Genomic DNA, 20364 nt, shown 5'->3' with positions numbered 1-20364 from the left:
GTTCGTCGGTCCCAAGGCCGAAGCCGAGCAGATCAAACAACGGTTGACCGACTTCCTGCGCGAGGACCTCGCACTGGAGCTGTCACCGGACAAGACGCTGATCACCCACGCCCGCACCCAGCGGGCGCGGTTTCTCGGCTACGAGATCTCCGTCGCATCCAGCAGCCACAGGACACGCAAACCCACAGCGACCGATCGGCGGAACCGCCGCTCGGTCAACGGGACGGTCCGGCTGCATGTCCCCGCGTCGGTGGTCAAGGCCAAAAGTGCCCCGTTCGTGTTACGCGGAAAACCCGCGAGCCGAACGCCTCTGGTCAACGAGACCGACTACACCATCGTCGGCCATTTCGGAGCCCAGTACCGGGGCATAGTCCAGTACTACCTGCTCGCCGGTGACGTTCACCGACTGCACCGGCTGCGATGGGTCATGGAGACCTCCATGCTCAAAACGCTGGCATGCAAGCATCGCTCGACGGTGTCGAAGATGGCGGCCCGATTCAGGGCCAAGATCACGACATCGCACGGGCCGCGCACGTGCTTCCAGGCTGGCGTCGAACGCACGGGCAGGAAACCACTGGTCGCACATTTCGGCGGAATACCGCTCAAACGACAGAAGACCGCGGTCCTCACCGACCGCGTCTCGACCGGACCGGTCTACTCGAACAAAGAGCTGGTCAAACGGCTCGTCAACGGGCGATGCGAGCTTTGTCGGCGCACGGACAATATCGAAGTTCACCATGTCCGTGCGCTTGCCGATCTCCCCGAAGCCGGTCACCAACAACCCGTTTGGGCACAGGTCATGGCCAAACGCCGCCGCAAATCCCTCGTAGTATGCGGCGACTGTCACGGTCTGATCCACGCACACCCCGCCTCACCGCTCACGCCGCAGTCATCGGAGAGCCGGATGCCCTGATAACGGGCACGTCCGGTTCGGGGGCAGGTCGAGCGGAAAAGGACCAGGAACTACTGGCACCTCGCCGCTCGACCGAGCCTACCCAGACCGGGAACAGCGCATCTGGGTAGCGGGCGTCCTTGACGCGGCGCACGATCAAGCGGGCGGTGACCTTGTCCTTGGTGGAAGCGAAAGCGGTGTAGGCGATTTCGGCGACCTCGGCGTCGGAGATCCACTCACCGGTGTCGGGGTCGCGGACCGCTCCCGGATAGCGCACGGGCCGCGTTGCGGATCATCACCAGCGAGAACTGCGCGCCCGCCCGCAGCGCCGCGTGCACGACTTTGCGGTTGCCGTAAGCAGAGTCACCGCGCACCACGACCGTGCCGGTCGCCCCGGCGGTCCGGGCGGTGTTGATCGCTCGGGTGACCATCGACGCGGCGCCTTTGCCGGAGCCGGTCTTGCCGGCGCGTAGCCGCATCCCCGCGATCACAGGCGCGGCGATGTCGGTGCTGATCGTGGCCGCCAACGGTGAAAGCCCTTTGCGGAGAACCTGTTTACCCGCGATCTTGGTGTGTCCGTAGGACGCACCTTCTTTCTGATGGCCATAGACCGGCCGCAGCAGCGAGTCGATGTCGACGAAGCACCGCACGTCCGCACCGGGCAGCAGATCCACCCGGGCGGACAAGGCGACCAAGTGCTCGCCCAGCACCGACTCCAACTGTCGCGCATGCCCGAAGGTGAACTCCCGCAACAACGTTCCCACCGTCGAGGGCGCATACACCCCGCCGAACAGTTCGGTGCACCCACTGCTGCGCAGCAGATCGATATCGTCGATGCTGTCCGCGCCCGCGCACATTCCCGCGATCAGCGTGGCCAGCTTCGGCGCCGGATTCGCCGACCCCGACTTGATCCTCGGTGCAGCGATGGCGACTTTATCGGCCAATATGCTGGTCAGGCCGGTTTGCTCGGCCAGTGTCATCACCGGCACCAACCCGGCCATCGCAACGAGGTTGTCTTCATCGAACCGCGCCGAGTCCTCGGCGAACGTGTGGAACAATCGCACGAAAGTGTCTGCCTGTCCTGGTCTTGATTAATGCGTCAGAACATCAATCTTCCCAGTTCAGAAGGCACTTTCTCTATTTCAACACGCCCCTACCTGCAGATTGCATCGGTGGATCGAGGCTAAGGAGGAAGCATGCCCGCTTTGGCTGACCTTGCCGTGGGGATCGCGCCCATCGCCGGTGGATTGGCTCTCGGCGCAGCGGCGGGATATCTGAGGGGCCCGGATGTCCGCAAGACGATCAAGCAGGATATGGAACTGCTGGACCACCTACCTCCGGAGGAGGTGGAGCGGCGAGCTGAACTCCAACGGAGCATCGATAGTCGCATCGACGACCTGGTCGCGACCGTCAACCGATACCGGCCGCTGCGCAGAGCGGCCGGCTTCTATCGCGGCGGCTTGCGCGACATCCTGCTGTTTATCTGCGCGATTCTGTTTACGGGGGTCTGGTGGAGCGTCGATCATCATAAGGGCAGCTGGCTACCGATGTTCGTTGTTCTCATTGTGATTTCAGTGTGGGCGGCCGGCTATGCGTTCAGCGGTCTCCGCAGATCCCTACTCAGTTCCCGGCAAAGGAAGGACTGATCTACTGCAGCGTGCCAGCCGGCACCACTGAGGTGCCCGGTTCCTTCCGGACAGTGCTCCTCGCGCCCACGACTGCCACGGTAACCACACGCCCATCGGCAGAAGCGGACATTCGCCGACCGCGCGATAGGCGGCATTTGCGCTCACTTGCTGTAGCTATAGCCAGAAGCTGCCCAATTACCGATTGGGCGCTGGGGCTAGGCGTTGGCTCGGCGGAGGCGTTCGGCTGCCTGCGCGCGGACGGCGTCACAGCACACCGGGGTGTCACCGTGCACCGCCTCCCAGCGAGCGTTGTGCGCCGCCGGCCACAGGCTGGCCGCCCACGCGACCTCCTGCTCCTCCGCGGTGAACCGGCACCCCCGGAGATCCTGATAAGCAACCAGGAACGCGGCGGAGCTCTCGATCGGTGCCAGGGTCGGCGGTGACGCGTTGGCGAACGCCCCGCACGCCGCACCAGCCAGTGTCGCCTCCGGCTGCCACGCCAGGCTGTCCCAGTCGTGGACGACCCACACGTCCCCGTCGCGCCAGCGGAGGTTCTGCGCTTCGAAGTCGGCGTGGCCCAGCACGCACGGCAGGTCGGCGGCCAGCAGCCGCTTGCGCACACGGTCGGCCGTGTCGACGACGTACGCGGGCACGGCGCCTTGGTCTCGGTCGTCCAGCTCCTTGATCATCGGCCACACTCCCGAATCCGTGTGGTCCCAACGCACCCAGCGCGGATTCGGCAGCGGCGGCGCGACGGTCACATCGGCCAGTTCGGCCATCAGCCGGGCGAACACCGCCGCGTAGCGCACGGCGACGTCCGGCGAGTCGCCGGGCAGCAGTTCACCGCCGGGCCGGTACTCCTCGGCGTGTACCGCCAGAGCACCGACGCCGACCGCAGGTGTGAGCGGTCGGGCGCACGGACACCCCCGCTCCGCCAACCGGGCCTGCGCGGTGACACACGACGCGACGCGGCCGCCATTCTCCCGCGCCTTCACCACGACATCGCGCCCACCGGCCAGCCGCAGCCCGAACACCGCCGACATCCGCCGCAGCTCGAACAGCACGCTGACTGGCTCGTCCCCCAACTGGTCCACACACCAGGCCGGCAACCAGTCCGGCAGACCATTCAACGGCACGGTGAGAACTGTGTCATAGGCGTCGGATACAGCGGAAGCGGTCTGGACGTGCCAGGGGAGCATGCACCGGAGTCGTAAACGAACTTCCGCACATCGGCAGAATCGGATGTTCGGTCGGCCGTGGCGTGACCAGTCCGAACAGCGCCGTGAGCGGCTATTAGCCGGCAGCCTGGCAGCACTGCGCGTCATTGGTCCACGACTTCGGCAGGTACAGCTCGCGGTCGATCAGCGCGTGCCCGCGCGGGGCGGCTTAGCCGAGGTAGACCGCGGCCTGGGAGTGTTCTCGATCCGCCCAGCCGCGTTGGTGTACTGCCGCTGCACGCCCGGCGTGGCACTGCCCTTCTTGACGTCCCCCGTCTCATCGACCACCAGCACCGCGCCCGGATCGCCCGGGTGCTCGATGACATAGCCGCGCAGATCATCGCGGACGCCGCGCCAGCGTCCCACCTGGCGCGGGCCAGCAGGTGCTGCATCCCGTCCGGCGACGCGTCACCGGCATGCTCGGCGGCGCACAAAACCCCAGGTCACAGACCTGGGGTTTTCCTTGCCAAGATCAACACCATGGTTTACCCATGGAAAACCCCGTCGGGGTAGCGGTGGCACGGGTGCGGATTCCGCCCACACGACCGATGAGTTCCGCCTCGCCGCGTCGTCTGCATGTTGGGAACGTCCCCCTTCCGCGCCTGCGGGAGGCCCGAGATGAGATGACAAGGAGCGTGCACACCGTGACCGAGGAGAACGTGAGCGCCACCCTGACTGTCACCGTGCCCGCCGCGAGGGTGTTCGCGGTGCTGGCGGACCCGACGACCCATTCTGCGATCGATGGCACCGGCTGGGTTCAGGAAGCTGTCGAACGAGCGCCGCTGACCGAGGTGGGGCAGATTTTCCGGATGGACATGTATCACCCCAACCATCCAAACGGTGACTACCAGGTGGTCAACAAGGTCCAGGTGCTCGACCCGCCGTGCGCCATTGGCTGGCTGACGGGGCAGGAGAAGGGCGACGGTCACCTGGAGTTCGGCGGCTGGATCTGGCGTTACGACCTTGCGCCGCTCGATCCGTCCGAGACTGAGGTCACGCTCACCTACGACTGGTCGGCGGTGCCGCAGTTCATCCGGGAGCGAGGCATCCGGTTCCCGCCGTTCGGCCCTGAGCATCTCACCAACTCGCTGCACCACCTGGCCGAGCTTGCCACACCGACGTCCCGGGCCTGGACGCCCGGCGGCTGACGGAACGAAAGTCAGTAGACGCGGGTGTTCGGCGAACGCCCGATATGCGGCAGAAGAGTGCATTGACCCACCCGCGTTGAAGATCTACCCCAGAACGCGGGTGAGTAGCATGGCGAGATGATCTCGCTCGGTGGGCGACAGGCCGTTGAGCAGGTCGCTTTGAACAATCGAGAGTGCTGAGTCCAGTTCGTCGAGCCGTCGTCGACCCGAGCGGGTCAAGGCGATCAGGTTGCGGCGTCGATCGCTGGGGTCCGGGGTGCGTGCGACGTGTCCTTGCTCGGTCAGTTCCTTGAGCATGGTGTGCATATCGCTCTGGTCGATTCCGCACCGTTGGCCGACCCGCACCTGGCTGTCCGGGCCGAACTCGTCGAGTGCGGCGAGGATCGCAAAGTGGTAGGCGCGGCCGTCGACCGCGGCCATCGCTTCGCCGATGAGCCGGTGCGCCCGCACAGCAGTCTTGCTGATCAGCCATGTCGGTTTACTGCGCAGGCGGCTGGGCGTTTCCTCCAGCTCCATGGACTGAAGTCTAACCAAACCCTTGGGCCGCCCCACGAATACGGTTATCCTTGGGGCGACCAAGCTTGGTTGGTCCAAGAGATTTGAAGGTGGAACGATGTCACTCACTTCGGAGCAAGCGCGGGCCGTCAGCGCCTGCGTACGAGAGCACGCCGCTGCACTCGGGACGCGAGTCACGGTCGCGATCGTCGATGGCGGCGGACATGTGCTGGTTGTCGATCGCATGGACGGCGCGCCACCGCTATCGGCGCGCATCGCCCCGGCGAAAGCGTCCAGTGTGGCGCTGTTCCATCGCGACGGCGGCGAGTTGGTACGTATGCAGCAGGCGTGGCCCGCACTGTTCGCGCAGATGGATCAGGTTGCGGGCACACCCATCATCGCGGGTGCAGGTTCTCGGCTGATACGACGCGGCGATGCCGTCGTCGGTGCAATCGCGGTCAGTGGAGGCATCCCCGAACAAGACGACGCATGTGCAGAGGTTGGGCTCGCCTCGCTCTTGCCCGTCGTGTCGGCTTAGCCAGGCGCTGTCGGGAAGACTGTGCGCGGACACGACCGCGCACAGCAGGCACCCAGGCACCGGCATTGCGCGCTCATCGGCATGAGCGAGCGGTCGCGAGATCACTTGTCGGCCATCGGTTCCGGTCCGATCAAACGCCCGGATCGCGGCATTACCGCGCGCTGTCGTGAAGTGCGTCACATGGTTCGGGTCGATCTTGCGACCGAGCAGCCGGCCACTTCTAAGCTCTGTACCTGTGACCCCGATGGACGACCTCACACTTGCTCAGCAGTTGGCCGATGTCGCCGACACCATCTCTATGCGGTACTTCTCGGCCGGGAGTATCGCGACGCAGTCCAAGCCCGACGGCAGCCCGGTCACGGTGGCCGATCGCGCGGTAGAGCAAGCCATCCGCGCTCGACTCGCGAACGCCCGCCCGCAGGACTGTTGGGTCGGAGAAGAATTCGGTACTCACGGCAATGCCACACGACGGTGGGTTATCGACCCGATCGACGGGACGAGCAACTTCTGCACGGGACGGGCCGAGTGGAGCACCTTGCTCGCAGTCGAAGACGACGGCGAGGTACTCACCGGCATGATCTCCGCCCCGGCCCTGCAGCGCCGATGGTGGGCCTCACGCACCACAGGAGCGTGGACCAGTACTTGCCTGGATGGACAACTCGGACCGAACCAGGCGCTGACGGTGACGAGGACCGACACCCTCAGCGAAGCCACCGTTGTGATCTGGCCTGTCGCAGACTGGGTTCCAACACAGCGTCTGGCCAGAGCCAATACCCTTCTCGCGCGGTGTGCTGACGGTGGCCCGCTGTCGGACTGGGCCGGAGCATGCCAGGGCGCCATGCTCGTGGCTGCCGGACAGGCCGATATCTTTCTTCACCTGACTGCCGGGCCCTGGGACATTGCCGCCGCCGTACCGATCGTGGAGGAAGCAGGCGGACAGTTCAGCGACCTCCACAAAGGACGCAGCATCTCATCCGGCGCCGCCGTATTCACCAACGGCCGCCTGCACGAGCAAGTACTCGATTTACTTGGACACGAATAGAACTGAAACAACACCGGGTCCGCCATCCGGTTCACCGACTTCATCGATGCACGCACATCGGCATGTGCGGACGTTCGTCAGGCTGCGGCCGCGGTTCGATTCCATCGCATCGAGACCGAATCGGACCAGTCGGATGTATGACAACCCTCGGATCGCCCGACGACCTTCAGACCTCGTCGACAGCCCTGCCGGATCGCAACCGACACACAAGAGCCACAAGTCATCCCGTGCGCGAACGTACTCGACAGCAACCAAACTGTGAATGCAGCATCACCTACAGTTTCGGTCAACAACAGCTACCACGCCTGACGACACCGAATCCTGGTCTCCTCCAACCGAATACACCGCAACACTCTCCGCTCCAGTGGTTTGACCGCAACGAGCTGGCGACGTAGATTCGACGCCACTCGAACACCCGTAGGTGTCATCGGTGTCGTGAATCTGCGCCCGAATCCCCCCTCGCACACAACAACCCGACATCTACTCCACACTCGCCGGCATGTCGTATCCATGGAGACGCGACCATAGTTCCTGGACGACGGTCACTGATATCCGCTGGTGCAGTAGGCCGCCGGGAGCAGTGCGCCACAAGAGAGCGGCCGCCATCACTCACGCAGAATTCTCGCGGAGCACTCCCCCGTCCGCGTCCACAAACCCCCGTATACCGGCTGGACGACGATCCTTGCTGATCACCACCGCCGCTTCTCATGATCAAACATGGACAACGCACCTGCAGCGAATACGCTGGGGCCGAATCACTCCCGGCAACCAGCCACAAATCCACACCTGTCGGTCACCTTCGACATCATCCACATCGCCGGTGAGCAAGGACGACGCCTGAACATCCTGCAAGCACAAGCCATCCGGGAGGCACTGCAATGGTCGACCCAACAAACCCCATCCAACCCCACCGCGATACCGCCCGACCCGACACCCAGCCCACGCAGGACGACAACCCCGCCGCCGGTGAGCGGGAACTGATCGGTGACCCACAGTCCACGGTGACCATCGAAGACCTGATCGCCCGACTCACCCCCACCAACCCAAACCAGATCGCACCCATCATCCGCGCCGCCTTCGTCGGCAGGACCTCCACCGACGACAACCAAGACCCCACCCTCTCCATCCCCCGCCAAGTCACCACCTGCCAAGCCAAACTCGCAGGGTTGCCGATCCAAGTGGTGATCGTCGCCTACTACTGGGACATCGAAACCGGCCGCCTCGACCTCGACCAACGCGGACACGGCACCAGCCACGAAAAGTTCAACGTCCCCGTCCCGCGTGACGGCGGCATCACCGACCTCCTCACCGCCGCGGCCGCCGCACAGCCCGCCTTCGATGTCGTTATCGCCGAACAAATCTCACGCACCGCCCGCGACACCCGAGCATCCATCGAATTCGAACACCGGCTCAAACAGTGCGACATCCAACTCTGGTGCGCCAACGAACCCATCGACATCACTACCGGCGACCCCGCCGCCACCACCACCCTCGTACGCGGCATGAACCGCGCCATCGCCGACTGGTACGTCCGCAACCTCCTCGAACAATCCCGCGGCGGCACCGAACAACACATCAAAGCCGGCTACAACATCGGCAAAATCCCCCACGGCTACCAACCCCACCACATCCCACACCCAGTACCCGCCAAACGATCCCGAGGACTCCACAAAACCATCCTCATGATCGATGAGGACACCGCACCCACCATCCGCCAGATCTACACCTGGCGCATCACCGAACGACTCGGCTACACCCGCATCTGCGACCGACTCAACCAAGACATGGACCGCTACCCATCGCCTAACGGCGGACCCTGGTCCACCAGCACCATCTCCCACATCCTGCACAACCCCAAATACACCGGCTACCAGGTCTACAACCGCACCCGCAACAAAACCACACTCCACAAAAGCAAAACCAAACCCGCCAACCAATGGATCTGGTCACCCCAACCCGCACACCCCCCCATCATCACCATCGACCAATTCCACGCCGCCCAACACATCGCACCCGGCCGCGAACGCTCCCGCAGCGACCGAACACCCGGCGACCCCAACCCCCACCGCCAAACCAAACACGTCTACCCCCGGCTGCGCTCCTACATCACCTGTGTCCACTGCAAACACCGCATGTGCGGCAAAGCCGACGGCGGCGCCCGCACCTACTACTTCTGCCAACCCCGCACCAAAGCCTCACGACCCCCCGGACACCCCACCGGGATCTACCTCCCCGAACCCGAAATCCTCGCCGCCATCACCGAATTCTTCAACACCCACGTCCTCGGACCCCACCGCCGCGAACTACTCCTGACCTCACTCCAGACCACCGACACCGCACAAGCCGAAGAACACCAAACCCAAATCGACACCACCCAACGAACCCTCACCCGCATCGACAACACCCGGACACGACTCATCCGCAACCTCGGCATCTTCGACTACGACACCGACCGACACGTCATCGAAGACATCCGACAACAACTCCGCGACCTCGAAATCCAACACCACACCAAGGTGGCCGACCTCACCGAACTCACCAAAACCCAACCACCACAACCCCAACCAGCACTCGACCTCATCAACCAACTCCCCCAAACACAACTCGACCTCACCGAACTCCCCACACCACTCCTACGACAACTCCTCGACGCCTACGCCTTCACCACCACCTACAACCACCAAACCCACCACGCACACTTCACCATCAACATCACCGCACCAACCCTCGACCACATCAACCACCTCACCACCCACGCAGCCGACCCCACAACACCCGCAACCACACAAAACCCGCATCCCGCAAACTTGAGTTCTGTGCCGAATCCCGGACGGTATTCGCAACAGTACTTCCGGAATCCAACAAAAGCGCTGGTAGAAGCCACATAAACCCTGTAGTGAGTACTCGAACGACTGCACGAGTGGAGGCCGGAGCCGGAAGATGCCGAGGACACTGCAGGCGAACTGGATGAGTACGACAGTCGACGGTATCCGCCGTCGTTTTACCACCGGATGTCAGCCGCTCCGACAGAGCGGGCGTCGGAGTTCGGGTCGATGTGCTGCTCGGTGAAGAACAGAACCGGTAGCCCGACCACCGCTACCGCCACAACCGACGGCCAGGTCCACCTCGGTGAGAGCGGGGGATCCGGAGAGCTGACATGGTGATCCTGCGGTGTTGAGGTCGAGGGGATGGTTGGGCCGTAGGTGAGGCTTTAGATAGAGTCCCTTCGATCTCGGCGGGCATCAGGATGGTCCGCCCCCCGCAAAGCCCTAGCCATAGCTGAAATCGATGTCGTCGGCGCGCAGTACCGCCGCGCAAACCGCCAGGTCAGGTAGTCGTTCGGGAGCATGATCCGGTGGGTTCGGTCGGCGATCTCGGCGAACCGGTCGGCCAGCCACCGAAACGGCCGCGACCGGGGGACGTCCCCGAACGGGCCTGTCGCCTCTACCTTTTGGGCCCAGACAGACCTCTCAGCACTCCTACTGGCGTAGAAGGCAGCGTGAGCGCCGACCGAGTCGTTTGAGCGCCGTCGGAAACGGCTGAAATCCGCCGCTGACCTGGTCCGACCACACCGTAGATGTGGTCGATCACCGCGTCGCCGATCGATCATTGACCACACGGTCGGCGACCATGTGCGGTGTCATTTGCCGGAATCGACAGGATGTAGAGGCCCTCGGGTGTTTCCGTGCACTAGGACCACGCAGACACAGGTCTCCGTGGGGTGCGCGGCGGCCGAGGATGAGCAGCTGCTGTACCCGCGCGCCAGCTGACCGATGCTGCCGATCTAGGCGGGCCGCTCGCTCCAGCGAGAGAGCGCCTGCGCCGAGCACCACTGGCGAGTTTCGACTCGCCCTCGCCCCGGGGGTCGAGGAGCAGCCGCGCGGAATCCGGCGGTAGCGCGAATCGAACTGGGCGTTTGCTGTCGGGCCGCCCCCTGGCGTGGCCGGTACCGCGCATAGTTTCCAGAGTCAACCAGTCCAGGCCGGGCCAAAGTGCCAGGTCGACCATTCGAGTCACCCGCGCATAGTGCGCTGCTATGTGCGGTAACTCCTTAGCGCCGGATCGGGCGGATTTGCTCCTCGACCCCCTGACCGGCGACAACGCCTATATCCGTTGTTTTTTCGGCGATTACTACCGGGACCCCTAAGGGTGTCCGCTGAGGGGACGCCTACCGTACGCTTCCCGTGTGACCGCAACCCTCGTCGGCTACGCTCGCTGCTCTACCGACGAGCAGGACCTTACTGCCCAGCGGCAGATTCTGGGTGCGCCATCCCGTGCCGAAAAGCGCTGAGCAAATTGCCTTTCCGGTCGTACCGTGGATCGGGTGAGCATCGTTTCGGACTACGAGCAGCTGATCGCCGACCAGACTCGCGTGCTGGGGGCCGATCATCGTGACACCCTGACCAGCCTGCGCCGACTGACCGAATTCCAGTTCGACCACCGCGATTTCGCCGGGGCGGCCACCGGCTACGAGCAACTGCATGCCGCCCGAGTACGCATCCTCGGTGCCGATCACGAGGAGACGCTGATCACGCTTTCCAACCTGGCCACCTCCCGCGCCCTGATGGGTGACTACATCGCAGCCATCGCCGATTACCAGCAGGTGCACGACGGGCGAGCACGCGTGTTTGGACCCGACAACCCGGACACCCTTCGAACACTGGACATGCTGGCCGACACCCGGGCATCCGCCGGAGACCACGAGGGCGCCGCCGCCGACTTCCAGCAACTGCTCGACACGCGCAACCGAGTGCTCGGCCCGGAGCACGAGGAAACCCTGCGGACCCGCGGTGACCTCATCCACCAACAGAGCCTGCTGATCACAGTTCAACAGCAGACGCCAGACCAGGAAATCGACAATTAGCCTGTCCGGAAAACCGTGAGGCGCGATTGCGCTATCAGTGCTTGCCCCTCTGACCTGGAGCAGTTCGTCTGCGCGGGTGCAGGTTTCGTACAGCCTCCACCACAGGGTCTTCCCGCGCAGGTGGATGTCGCGGCGGGCGATGAGCCGGTCGATCGCGGCACGCGACCGTACCGGGGTGTCGGAGTCCGGCGGGGTGGAGCGCCCAGCCGACGCGGTGTCCGGGGCCATACTTGTTACCTATGCCAGGCTGACATGGAGGGGGATGACTCGCCGATGCCGAAGTCCAAGGGGCGCAAGCCGAAAGACCGCGCACGCCGATCGAACGGCCGGGCAGGCGCACACAGCAATGGGTACGCCACTGGTCAGTTGGGGATCCCGCCGCAGATCATCGCGACCATGCTCGGCGCTGCGCCACCAGACCAGCTCGTAGAGATGTTGCCGCCGATGCTGTGGTTGCACCACTCCAGCGGTGTGCAGGCCAATCTCCGTTGTTGATGATCCTGATGATCCGGCCGCCTTGGCGCGAGACCCCGTTCTTCACCGAGGAGGAGCGGGCAGCGCTCGCGCTGACCGAGGCCGCCACCCGGATCCAGGACGGCTCGCCGGGAGTGACCGACGAGATCTGGGACGCTGCTGCCACCCACTTCGACGAGAACCAGATGTCCGCGATCATCCTGAACATCGCAATCACCAACTTCTTCAACCGGATCAACCACACGATCCGGGAGCAGGCCGGCAAGACCTGGTGAGGGCGTGCTGGCGTCATCCGTCCAGAGGCCGCAGTGGTCGACGTGGCGAAGGACGTGATCGGTCAGCTCCACCGCTGACCGATCCAGCGCCACTTCCGGCAGGCCCCCGTCCTGGGCTCCCACCTTCGGCGGGGGGTTCTGCACCAGCATCTGACCGAGGAGTCCCGATGACGACCGCGACCAAGGTGGGTCGACTGATGACCATGACCGCACGACCAGGACGAGGCAACGACCTCGCGGCTGCCCTGGTCACGGTCGCCAACGGCCTGCGCGACTTCCCCGGCTGCGAGGCGTACCCGATAAGCCAGGACCGCGCCGATCCGGACACGGTCTCCGTCGTGGAGATGTGGGCCGACGCTGCCGCCGCAGACGCGGCCCGTACCGCCACCGGCGACGGGGTGAACATCGCCGACGTGCTGGCCATGCTCACCGACCGGCCGCACCGCATCGACCTGGTCCCCCTGGGCGGGATCGGGCTCACGATCTCCGACCGCAAGCCGGGATCGGAGTCGAACACTGCGGAGGCCACGTGACCACCAGCGATCAACTGCCCGAGTTGGTCATCGCCGACGCCGGCGCATGGCGGGAATGGCTCGACGCACACCACGACAGCTCACCCGGAGTATGGCTGGTGCTCGCCAAGCAGGGCACGATCCAACCCACCAGCCTCACCTACGACCAGGCGCTCGAAGACGCACTCTGCCACGGCTGGATCGACGGCCAGCTACGACGCCGCGACGAAACCACTTATCACCGATGCTTCACACCCCGCCGCCCCCGCAGCCCGTGGTCGGTACGCAACGTCGCTCTCGTCAACCAACTGATCACCGCCGGCCGGATGCACCCGGCCGGCATGGCCGAGGTCGAGCGCGCCAAGGCCGACGGCCGCTGGGACGCCGCCTACGCCGGGCAGACCAGCGCCGAGGTGCCGGACGACCTGGCCGCTGCGTTGGCCGCCGAACCCCAGGCACAGGCCATGTTCGACATCCTGACCGCGCAGAACCGTCACTCCGTCATCTACCGGGTCAGCAGCGCCAAACGCGCCGACACCCGGACCCGCCGCATCGCCCAGTTCGAAATCGCGACCGCCGCCGCGGTCGGCATCCTGTCCGTCTTCCTGTCCGCAGGCGTCGCCACCGCCCAGGCGCTGGACCCGGGACCGGGAGAAGGGCAGGCGGGGGAGCCGACCCCCGGAAGTGGTGCCACGGGCACGGGCATCGACTTCCGGAATCAGGCCGGTGCTGTCGAACCCGTGCAGGTCTTCGGGCCCTCTGCGCCGCCGCGTTCCGACGATGGCGGCAGCGCGGGCGGTACCGGGAACGAGGGCAAGGGTGGGGGCAAAGGCAAAGGTAAGGGTAAAGGCGAGAGCGCGGGCGAATAAGGGCGGTCACTGGGGCCTCTGGCCGTCGGTAAGGCTCACATCTCGCTTGCTATCGGCGGTTACAAAGTAGCCAGCTGTTCCCGAGGTCATTCGCCCTGGCCTTGATCGTGGCCGCTCTACTCGCGGTACGGGTTGGTGCTGGTCAGCCGGGGTTGAGGGCCGACGGCGCACGGGAAGCCACCGCGGCCGCCATCGATGGCGCCGGAACTCCCGCGTAGCGGGCGATGCGCTGCGCCGAGGTCGGGCAAGTGGAAGCTGCAGAGCCCGTCGATGCTCGGCGCGACTCAACACGCAGTCATAACGGAACATTTCGGCACCTGAATCAGATCTCTCTCCGGCACCGCTTTCCATGTGATTCCACCGCCCGGTCCGGGCCTGGGTTCACTCGAAAACGGATCGGGGGACTCATTGCTCGGGTACCGGTGTAGGGGCGTTACTGGATTGAGCCGCACCATCAGGGAGTCGGCACCCAGGTGAAGAGGAACGATGTGACCGGGACGCGACCGTATCGGCTGAGGACTCCACCAGAGAATCTCCGTCATTGTCGGTGGCGCATGTGTCTGGTCTCGGTTCGTCGTGCCTGCTTCACCATTTCAACAAGGAGGCAGCGTCATGCCTATTTCTCCCAACCAGGGGTCGACCGGAGGCGGGACCACCGTCACGATCACCGGCACGAACCTCGGCGGTGCCACCGCGGTGCACTTCGGTTCCAAGTCGGCGACTATCACCGCTGATACGCCTACATCGGTCACGGCTGTCTCGCCGTCCGGGGCGGGTACGGTCGCGGTGACCGTGACCACTGCGGGAGGGACCAGCAACCCGCTGTCGTTCTTCTATGTCGGGGCACCGTTCAAGGCCACCCTGTCCCCGGTTGCCGGTGTCACCGCGGGCGGTAGCACGGTCACCATCACCGGGACTGGTCTGTCCACCGCCACCGCGGTGAACTTCGGTGCCGCGTCCGTGACCCCGACTGTGGTCAACGACAGCCAGTTGACCGTGGTCGTGCCGGCGGGTACGGCGGCCGGGTCGGTGGGTGTCAGTGTCACCACCGCGGGTGGCACCAACAACGGCCTGTCCTACACCTACGTCGATGCGCCGACCATCGCCACCCCGTCCCCGGCCGCCGGTCCGGCGTCCGGTGGCACTGCGGTGACCATCCCCGGCACCAGTCTGACGACTACCCAGTCGGTCACGTTCGGCGGTGTCGCGGCGCCGTTCTCGGTCCTCTCCGACACGTCGATCTCCGCGGTCACCCCGCCGGGAACCGCTGGCGCGGTCGACATCGTGGTCACCACCAGCGGGGGCAGCGTCACCGAGGCCGGCGCCTTCACCTATGTCGCTGGACCTGGTATCTGACCGGTCGTCGGGGCCGGCGACGCCGGCCACCGGATGACGCCCCACCCGGCCCCGGGCAGGCAAGCTCCTTGCTCCCCTGCCCGGGGCCGCATCCCCGTCAGCACCGCACTCTGCCCCTGCCAAACACCCTGCCCACGGTCGGACCGGGAATGTGGCCCGCTCTCGAAGGAGCATGTTCGTGGCCCCTACCATCACTTCCCTGTCCCCGACCTCGGGGCCCGCTGCGGGGAACAACAATGTCACGGTCACCGGCACAGGGTTCACTTTTGTGACCACCGTGCGGTTCGGCACGGTGGCAACAACTTTCACGGTCGACTCCACCACGCAGATCACGGCCATCGCCCCTCCCGGGGCCGGTACGGTGCAGGTCACCGTCATCACCACGGCTGGTACGAGCAACGGGGTCTCCTACACCTATGCCGGGGTGCCTTCGGTGAGCGGTGCGAGTCCCAACCAAGGACCCACCTCGGGCGCGAACACCGTCACCCTCACCGGCGCCAACCTCACCGGCGCCACCGCGGTGACCTTCGGCGCCACCGCGGCGGCCTCGTTCACCGTGAACTCCAGCACGCAGATCACGGCCGTCGCCCCTGCCGGGGCCGGCACGGTGCAGGTCACCGCCACCACCCCGGGCGGGACCAGCAACGGCGTCTCCTACACCTACATCCCCGCCCCCGCCCTCACCTCGGTCGGCCCCAGTTCAGGACCGGCAGCCGGGGGCACCACGGTCACCCTCACCGGCACCAACCTCACCGGCGCAAACGCGGTCACCTTCGGTGCCAACGCCGCGACCTCGTTCACCGTCAACTCCAGCACGCAGATCACGGCCGTCGCCCCTGCCGGGGCCGGCACGGTGCAGGTCACCGCCACCACCCCGGGCGGGACCAGCAACGGCGTCTCCTACACCTACGTCGCGGTCCCTGCCCTGACCTCGGTCAGTCCGAGCTCGGGTCCCGCGGCCGGGGGCACCACGGTCACCCTCACCGGTACGGGCCTGTCCACCGCCACCGCGGTCCGGTTCGGCACTACGGCCGTCTCGTTCACTGTCGTGTCGGCCACGCAGATCACCGCCACCGCCCCACCAGGGGCCGGTACGTTGCAGGTCACCGCCACCACCCCCGGCGGCACCAGCAACGGAGTCCCCTACACCTACGCCGCGGTGCCTTCGCTGAGCGGCGTCAGTCCCAACCAAGGACCCACCTCGGGCTCGAACACCGTCACCCTCACCGGCGCCAACCTCACCGGCGCCACCTCGGTCACCTTCGGCGCCACCGCAGCCACCTCATTCACCATCGTCTCGGCCACACAGATCACCGCCGTGGTCCCCCCGGGTATCGCCGGGGCTGTGAATGTCACCGTCGCCACCGCGGGCGGCACCAGCACCCTGGCCAGCTCCTACTTCTACCTCAGCGTTCCCGCCCTCACCGGCGTCGCCCCCGGCTCGGGTCCGCTCGCGGGCGGGAACACCGTCACCGTCACCGGCGCGCACCTGCTCGCGGCCACCACGGTACGGTTCGGTGCCACCGCCGCCGGCGTATTCACGGTGGTCTCCGACGCCCAGATCACCGTCACAGCCCCTCCAGGAGCCGCCGGGACGGTCGCTGTCACCGTCACCACCCCGGGCGGGACGAGCAACGGAGTCTCCTACACCTACCTGATGGCACCGACCATCACAGGTCTGAGCCCGAACCAGGGACCTACCTCCGGTGGCAACACCGTCACCGTGACCGGCAACAACCTCGCCCAAACCTCCACCGTGCTGTTCGGCACCACGCCCGCAGCGTTCACCGTCGTCTCCGACAGCCAGATCGTCGCCGACACCCCTCCCGGAGCCGCCGGACCGACCAATGTCACCGTCGCCACCCCCGGTGGCACCAGCACAGCGGCGATCTACACCCGCGTCCCCCCACCCACCATCTGATCCGACCATGCGACCGGCGGACGTCTCTGTTGTCGATCTCGGAACTGCGGCACCGGTCCCGTCCGACGCGCCAGCGGTAACGCCGGCCGTCGGCCCGGTGACAATGATCGCTCGCCCAGGCACACCAGTAACGAACGAAAGCATGAGCAGGGAGGACCTCGGCGATGTCGAGACATTGGGGCACGGCGATCAACGGGTACAGCGGAAGTACCGCACAGCAGTTCGGGGTAGGCGGAGCCGACCTCGGCATCCCCTACGACCGCAGCCACTTCGGACCAGGCCGGTCCGGATTCGTGTTCGGCGACACCTTCACCAGCGACAGCCAAGGCTCCGGCACCTGGCTCGGCTCGCCGATCCTGCTGTTCAGCCCCAACATCCCGGACACCACCACCACTTTCACCGGCGCCTCCGGCGGGGCGCAGGCAAAACAGGCTCTCACCTACACCCACAACGCCGACAACGGCTACGGGATCGAGGTCACCCGCATCCCCAACGACGCCTTCGTCGACCCGAACGGGCGCACCTGGTTGACCTACACCAGCGTCCACGACTCGAACGCCTCCGACGACCAGTACGGGGCGCTGTTCTGCGGGCTCGCCTACTCCGACGACGACGGCACCACCTGGACGGATTACGCGGCAGTGTGGCGCAACGACGGCAGCGACGGCTACGACGGCTGGAGCCCGTTCATGATGCAGTCCTTCGCGGGCATCGGCAACAACAACAGCGACGGCTACCTGTACATCGTGTCCAAGGAATGGGGGCGCGCCCACAACCAGGACGGGCCGATCCTGATGCGCGTGCCTTGGCAGCAGCTCGCCACCCGCACCGACTACCAGTACTGGGGCTACGACGGATCGGCCTGGCAGTGGGGCAACCCGACCCCCACCCCGTTGTTCGCGGGGATGGGACCCATCGGGGAGCTGAGTGTGAAAAACATTGCTGGCACCTGGGTCATGTCCTACTTCGACGTCGACGGCTACTGCATCTCCACCCGCACCGCAGCGACGATCGACCAGGTATGGACCAATCCGAGACAACAGATCCACGGCGCCTTACCGTGGTGGCAGTTCTGGGTCCGCTCCTTCCCGCAACTCTACGGCGGCTACATCCACCCCCGCTCCACCTCACCCACCGACGTGACCCTGTATGTCTCGCAATGGAACACCACCACGAACAACCCCTACTGGGTCATGCAATTCGACGGCATCACCCCATAGCCGTGCCGACATCAAGCTCGGCTACACGGCATGGATCAGGCGCCGTCGGGTTGAGGAAGGTACGGCGTCAGCGCGTGGGCGAGGTTGCTGATGGTCAATGACTGCAGCCATACCCGGCCGGGTCCGGTGAGTGCGGCAAGGAAGGGATCATTACGCACCCATTTTCGCGACGAGCCGGTTGAGAAGGGTGATGAGGGTCGCGTTCTGGCCCTCCACGGCGGATAAGGCTCCTTCGGCGCGGGCGACGCGGCCGTCCAGCCATGACAGCAGTTGCCATACCGGCATCGGCACGTTCGGGCCGCTGCTGCCGTCGGGCGCCACCAGCTGGCCTTAATCGGGCGTATATGGCGTAGCCGAACCCGCGGCGGACCTGCCGGTCAGGAGCGCGTCACCAGCCGTAGACGGCTGAAGGGATCACCTATGTCGTTGCTGCTCAGGGATTTTGGTGCAGGTGTTTGGTCCGGGTGGCGTCGTAGTCGGGATCGTTGCGGTAGACGCTCAGGGTGAGAGACAGCGCTGCCCGCAACGCGTTCTCGCGTTCGCTGGCTTCGACCTATTGCATTGGGCTGACGCTGATGTGGCCGTAGATGTCGCAAACCTCGTCGAAGCGGTCGCGAGCCTGGCGGTACGGGATGAGCAGTGCCAGTTTGGCCTGCGCCTCGGCGAGCAGACGCGCCAGGTGCCCGCCGGTCTCGCGTACGCCGGGCCACATGCCGTTGTTGATCCGGGCTTCGAGGAAGGCTTCGGCCTCGGCGGGCATCGGCGGAGGGGTGGTGCTGGCCATGAGGGACATCCCTGTGGTTAAAGCGAAATGTATTCGCGGAGTTTGCCTTTGAGGTGCGGGCGGCCTCGCTGCCGCGCGACTCCGGCCTCGCGCTTTTCGACGCCTTCGCCTCCCGCGAGAAGACGTTGCACGCCAACCCCGGCCGCCATGCGGACATACCCATACCCCCGCCAACTACCCCTGGACTTCGCCACGCACTGGCCAACTATCTCTGGACCTCGCCAACATTCTCTGGACATGACACCTGATTCGACGCCCATGGGTTCCCGGCCGGTTGCTGGCGGTCATGCGGTTGTCCCATGGATGTCCGCCCGCCGCAGCCTCGTTGACCTGCGGCTAGCGCGCGAGAATGGGAAGCAGGCTCCGCGCGGAGGGACGGCTGGGGGGAGGTTGGCAATGTTCAAAGAGACGCACGCCGTTCGCCGATGCGGAGAATTTTCCTTGCGGATAGTCATCGTCGCGCCGATCCGGCTGTACCGCGAGGGGGTGGCGTCGGTGCTGTCCGCGCTCGGCGGCATCGAGGAGGTCGCCACGTGCGAGCAGGTCGTCGACGGACTCCGTCTCGCTCATCGAGTCGTTCCGCATATCCTCCTGTTGGACATGTCCGCGGTGAGCAGTTCGGCGGCCGCACGCCTATTCTCCAGAGAATTGCCAGAGATCAAGATAGTGGCTCTCGCGCTCCCCGAAACCGAGCAGAGTGTCCTCGCCTGTGCGGAATCAGGGGTGATCGGATACGTCCCGCGCGAAGGATCCATCGAGGATCTCATTGCGGTGGTATGGCATGTGGCACAGGGAGAAACGCTGTGCTCACCGGTTATCGCGGCCGGGCTGATGCGTCGAGTCGCCACTCTCGCCAACGACCATCGCCTCCACCGCCCGCGGCTGACCGCGCGCGAGTTGGAGGTCGCCGATCACATCGCGCTCGGCCTGAGCAACCGTGCGATCGCCACGCGCTTGGGAATCGAGTTGTGCACCGTAAAGAATCATGTGCACCACATCCTGGCAAAACTCGGCGCGACCCAGCGCGCAGACGTAACGGAGCACCTGTCGCTCTGAGACCATGCCTCACGGCGTTGTTATTTGGTTTTCGGTGTGTCGTAATCAGTTGTCCCGCATGATGTCTGGCCGT

Annotated in this window: 20 protein-coding genes and 2 pseudogenes; 15 read left to right on the top strand and 7 right to left on the bottom strand. The window is 65.4% G+C overall.

Going from position 1 to position 20364, the window contains the following annotated elements; all coding sequences use genetic code 11:
- The first annotated feature begins 43 nt into the window (after positions 1 to 43).
- The gene (locus ACV7NQ_RS39750) at positions 44 to 913 is read left to right on the top strand and encodes a group II intron reverse transcriptase/maturase (protein WP_463364221.1); all 870 of its coding nucleotides are present in this window, start codon (positions 44 to 46) and stop codon (positions 911 to 913) included.
- Between the two features lie 82 nt (positions 914 to 995).
- Here ACV7NQ_RS39750 and ACV7NQ_RS39745 read toward each other — a convergent pair.
- Positions 996 to 1956: pseudogene (locus ACV7NQ_RS39745) on the bottom strand (IS1380 family transposase); the annotation flags it as partial.
- A 132-nt stretch (positions 1957 to 2088) separates the two neighbouring features.
- Here ACV7NQ_RS39745 and ACV7NQ_RS39740 point away from each other — a divergent pair.
- Entirely contained in the window at positions 2089 to 2538 is a 450-nt protein-coding gene (locus ACV7NQ_RS39740) for a hypothetical protein (RefSeq protein ID WP_463364220.1), read from the top strand.
- Between the two features lie 197 nt (positions 2539 to 2735).
- Here ACV7NQ_RS39740 and ACV7NQ_RS39735 read toward each other — a convergent pair whose 3' ends face one another.
- Together ACV7NQ_RS39735 and ACV7NQ_RS39730 are read right to left on the bottom strand one after the other, a co-directional pair.
- Positions 2736 to 3656: a phosphotransferase gene (locus ACV7NQ_RS39735; protein WP_463364219.1), complete on the bottom strand. Its 921-nt coding sequence runs from the start codon at positions 3654 to 3656 to the stop codon at positions 2736 to 2738.
- A gap of 160 nt (positions 3657 to 3816) precedes the next feature.
- Positions 3817 to 4162, bottom strand: a pseudogene (locus tag ACV7NQ_RS39730) (transposase); the annotation flags it as partial.
- 219 nt (positions 4163 to 4381) lie between these two features.
- Here ACV7NQ_RS39730 and ACV7NQ_RS39725 point away from each other — a divergent pair.
- On the top strand, positions 4382 to 4885 hold the full coding sequence (locus ACV7NQ_RS39725; protein WP_463364218.1) for an SRPBCC family protein: 504 nt from the start codon (positions 4382 to 4384) through the stop codon (positions 4883 to 4885).
- A gap of 84 nt (positions 4886 to 4969) precedes the next feature.
- Here ACV7NQ_RS39725 and ACV7NQ_RS39720 read toward each other — a convergent pair whose 3' ends face one another.
- Positions 4970 to 5401, bottom strand: a complete 432-nt coding sequence (locus ACV7NQ_RS39720) for a MarR family winged helix-turn-helix transcriptional regulator (protein WP_463364217.1) — start codon at positions 5399 to 5401, stop codon at positions 4970 to 4972.
- Positions 5402 to 5498: 97 nt separating this feature from the next.
- Between ACV7NQ_RS39720 and ACV7NQ_RS39715 the strand changes: the two genes are divergently transcribed.
- The 11 genes from ACV7NQ_RS39715 to ACV7NQ_RS39665 all read left to right on the top strand — a co-directional run bounded on the left by ACV7NQ_RS39715 (position 5499) and on the right by ACV7NQ_RS39665 (position 18451).
- Positions 5499 to 5918, top strand: coding sequence for a GlcG/HbpS family heme-binding protein (locus ACV7NQ_RS39715; RefSeq protein WP_463364216.1), 420 nt, complete (start codon positions 5499 to 5501; stop codon positions 5916 to 5918).
- A gap of 244 nt (positions 5919 to 6162) precedes the next feature.
- A complete protein-coding gene (locus tag ACV7NQ_RS39710) occupies positions 6163 to 6960 on the top strand; it encodes an inositol monophosphatase family protein (protein WP_463364215.1) in 798 nt (265 codons plus the stop codon).
- An 878-nt stretch (positions 6961 to 7838) separates the two neighbouring features.
- Positions 7839 to 9848 carry a recombinase family protein gene (locus tag ACV7NQ_RS39705; RefSeq protein ID WP_463364214.1) on the top strand — a complete coding sequence of 670 codons (2010 nt, stop codon included), beginning with the start codon at positions 7839 to 7841 and terminating at the stop codon, positions 9846 to 9848.
- Positions 9849 to 11284: 1436 nt separating this feature from the next.
- Entirely contained in the window at positions 11285 to 11824 is a 540-nt protein-coding gene (locus ACV7NQ_RS39700) for a tetratricopeptide repeat protein (RefSeq protein ID WP_463364213.1), read from the top strand.
- A gap of 273 nt (positions 11825 to 12097) precedes the next feature.
- Positions 12098 to 12319, top strand: a complete 222-nt coding sequence (locus tag ACV7NQ_RS39695; protein WP_463364212.1) for a hypothetical protein — start codon at positions 12098 to 12100, stop codon at positions 12317 to 12319.
- 8 nt (positions 12320 to 12327) lie between these two features.
- On the top strand, positions 12328 to 12573 hold the full coding sequence (locus ACV7NQ_RS39690; RefSeq protein WP_463364211.1) for a carboxymuconolactone decarboxylase family protein: 246 nt from the start codon (positions 12328 to 12330) through the stop codon (positions 12571 to 12573).
- Positions 12574 to 12740: 167 nt separating this feature from the next.
- A complete protein-coding gene (locus ACV7NQ_RS39685; RefSeq protein WP_463364210.1) occupies positions 12741 to 13106 on the top strand; it encodes a putative quinol monooxygenase in 366 nt (121 codons plus the stop codon).
- A complete protein-coding gene (locus ACV7NQ_RS39680) occupies positions 13103 to 13954 on the top strand; it encodes a YdeI/OmpD-associated family protein (protein ID WP_463364209.1) in 852 nt (283 codons plus the stop codon). The genes ACV7NQ_RS39685 and ACV7NQ_RS39680 overlap by 4 nt, the downstream gene beginning before the upstream one ends.
- Before the next feature lie 612 nt (positions 13955 to 14566).
- Complete coding sequence (locus ACV7NQ_RS39675; RefSeq protein WP_463364208.1) at positions 14567 to 15310, top strand: IPT/TIG domain-containing protein; 744 nt, start codon at positions 14567 to 14569, stop codon at positions 15308 to 15310.
- A gap of 178 nt (positions 15311 to 15488) precedes the next feature.
- A complete protein-coding gene (locus tag ACV7NQ_RS39670) occupies positions 15489 to 17231 on the top strand; it encodes a beta strand repeat-containing protein (RefSeq protein WP_463364207.1) in 1743 nt (580 codons plus the stop codon).
- 164 nt (positions 17232 to 17395) lie between these two features.
- The gene (locus ACV7NQ_RS39665; RefSeq protein WP_463364206.1) at positions 17396 to 18451 is read left to right on the top strand and encodes a DUF4185 domain-containing protein; all 1056 of its coding nucleotides are present in this window, start codon (positions 17396 to 17398) and stop codon (positions 18449 to 18451) included.
- A gap of 35 nt (positions 18452 to 18486) precedes the next feature.
- On the opposite strand, the gene ACV7NQ_RS39660 is transcribed toward ACV7NQ_RS39665, so the two are convergent.
- The 3 genes from ACV7NQ_RS39660 to ACV7NQ_RS39650 all read right to left on the bottom strand — a co-directional run bounded on the left by ACV7NQ_RS39660 (position 18487) and on the right by ACV7NQ_RS39650 (position 19235).
- A complete protein-coding gene (locus tag ACV7NQ_RS39660) occupies positions 18487 to 18609 on the bottom strand; it encodes a hypothetical protein (protein ID WP_463364205.1) in 123 nt (40 codons plus the stop codon).
- Positions 18602 to 18772, bottom strand: coding sequence for a hypothetical protein (locus ACV7NQ_RS39655; RefSeq protein ID WP_463364204.1), 171 nt, complete (start codon positions 18770 to 18772; stop codon positions 18602 to 18604). Before ACV7NQ_RS39655 ends, ACV7NQ_RS39660 begins: the two co-directional genes overlap by 8 nt.
- Positions 18773 to 19004: 232 nt before the next feature.
- Entirely contained in the window at positions 19005 to 19235 is a 231-nt protein-coding gene (locus tag ACV7NQ_RS39650) for a hypothetical protein (protein ID WP_463364203.1), read from the bottom strand.
- 441 nt (positions 19236 to 19676) lie between these two features.
- Between ACV7NQ_RS39650 and ACV7NQ_RS39645 the strand changes: the two genes are divergently transcribed.
- Entirely contained in the window at positions 19677 to 20291 is a 615-nt protein-coding gene (locus ACV7NQ_RS39645) for a LuxR C-terminal-related transcriptional regulator (protein ID WP_463364202.1), read from the top strand.
- Positions 20292 to 20364 lie beyond the last annotated feature (73 nt).

This window comes from Nocardia sp. Tas62D01 (assembly GCF_055232035.1).
This window is presented reverse-complemented; position numbering and strand designations above follow the sequence as displayed.

Excerpts from the sequence above, each read along its gene's own strand:
- ACV7NQ_RS39740 (WP_463364220.1), top strand. The coding sequence starts at position 2,089 with ATGCCCGCTTTGGCTGACCTTGCCGTGGGGATCGCGCCCATCGCCGGT.
- ACV7NQ_RS39720 (WP_463364217.1), bottom strand. The coding sequence starts at position 5,401 with ATGGAGCTGGAGGAAACGCCCAGCCGCCTGCGCAGTAAACCGACATGG.
- ACV7NQ_RS39715 (WP_463364216.1), top strand. The coding sequence starts at position 5,499 with ATGTCACTCACTTCGGAGCAAGCGCGGGCCGTCAGCGCCTGCGTACGA.
- ACV7NQ_RS39710 (WP_463364215.1), top strand. The coding sequence starts at position 6,163 with ATGGACGACCTCACACTTGCTCAGCAGTTGGCCGATGTCGCCGACACC.
- ACV7NQ_RS39705 (WP_463364214.1), top strand. The coding sequence starts at position 7,839 with ATGGTCGACCCAACAAACCCCATCCAACCCCACCGCGATACCGCCCGA.
- ACV7NQ_RS39695 (WP_463364212.1), top strand. The coding sequence starts at position 12,098 with ATGCCGAAGTCCAAGGGGCGCAAGCCGAAAGACCGCGCACGCCGATCG.
- ACV7NQ_RS39690 (WP_463364211.1), top strand. The coding sequence starts at position 12,328 with ATGATCCGGCCGCCTTGGCGCGAGACCCCGTTCTTCACCGAGGAGGAG.
- ACV7NQ_RS39685 (WP_463364210.1), top strand. The coding sequence starts at position 12,741 with ATGACGACCGCGACCAAGGTGGGTCGACTGATGACCATGACCGCACGA.
- ACV7NQ_RS39675 (WP_463364208.1), top strand. The coding sequence starts at position 14,567 with ATGCCTATTTCTCCCAACCAGGGGTCGACCGGAGGCGGGACCACCGTC.
- ACV7NQ_RS39665 (WP_463364206.1), top strand. The coding sequence starts at position 17,396 with ATGTCGAGACATTGGGGCACGGCGATCAACGGGTACAGCGGAAGTACC.
- ACV7NQ_RS39650 (WP_463364203.1), bottom strand. The coding sequence starts at position 19,235 with ATGGCCAGCACCACCCCTCCGCCGATGCCCGCCGAGGCCGAAGCCTTC.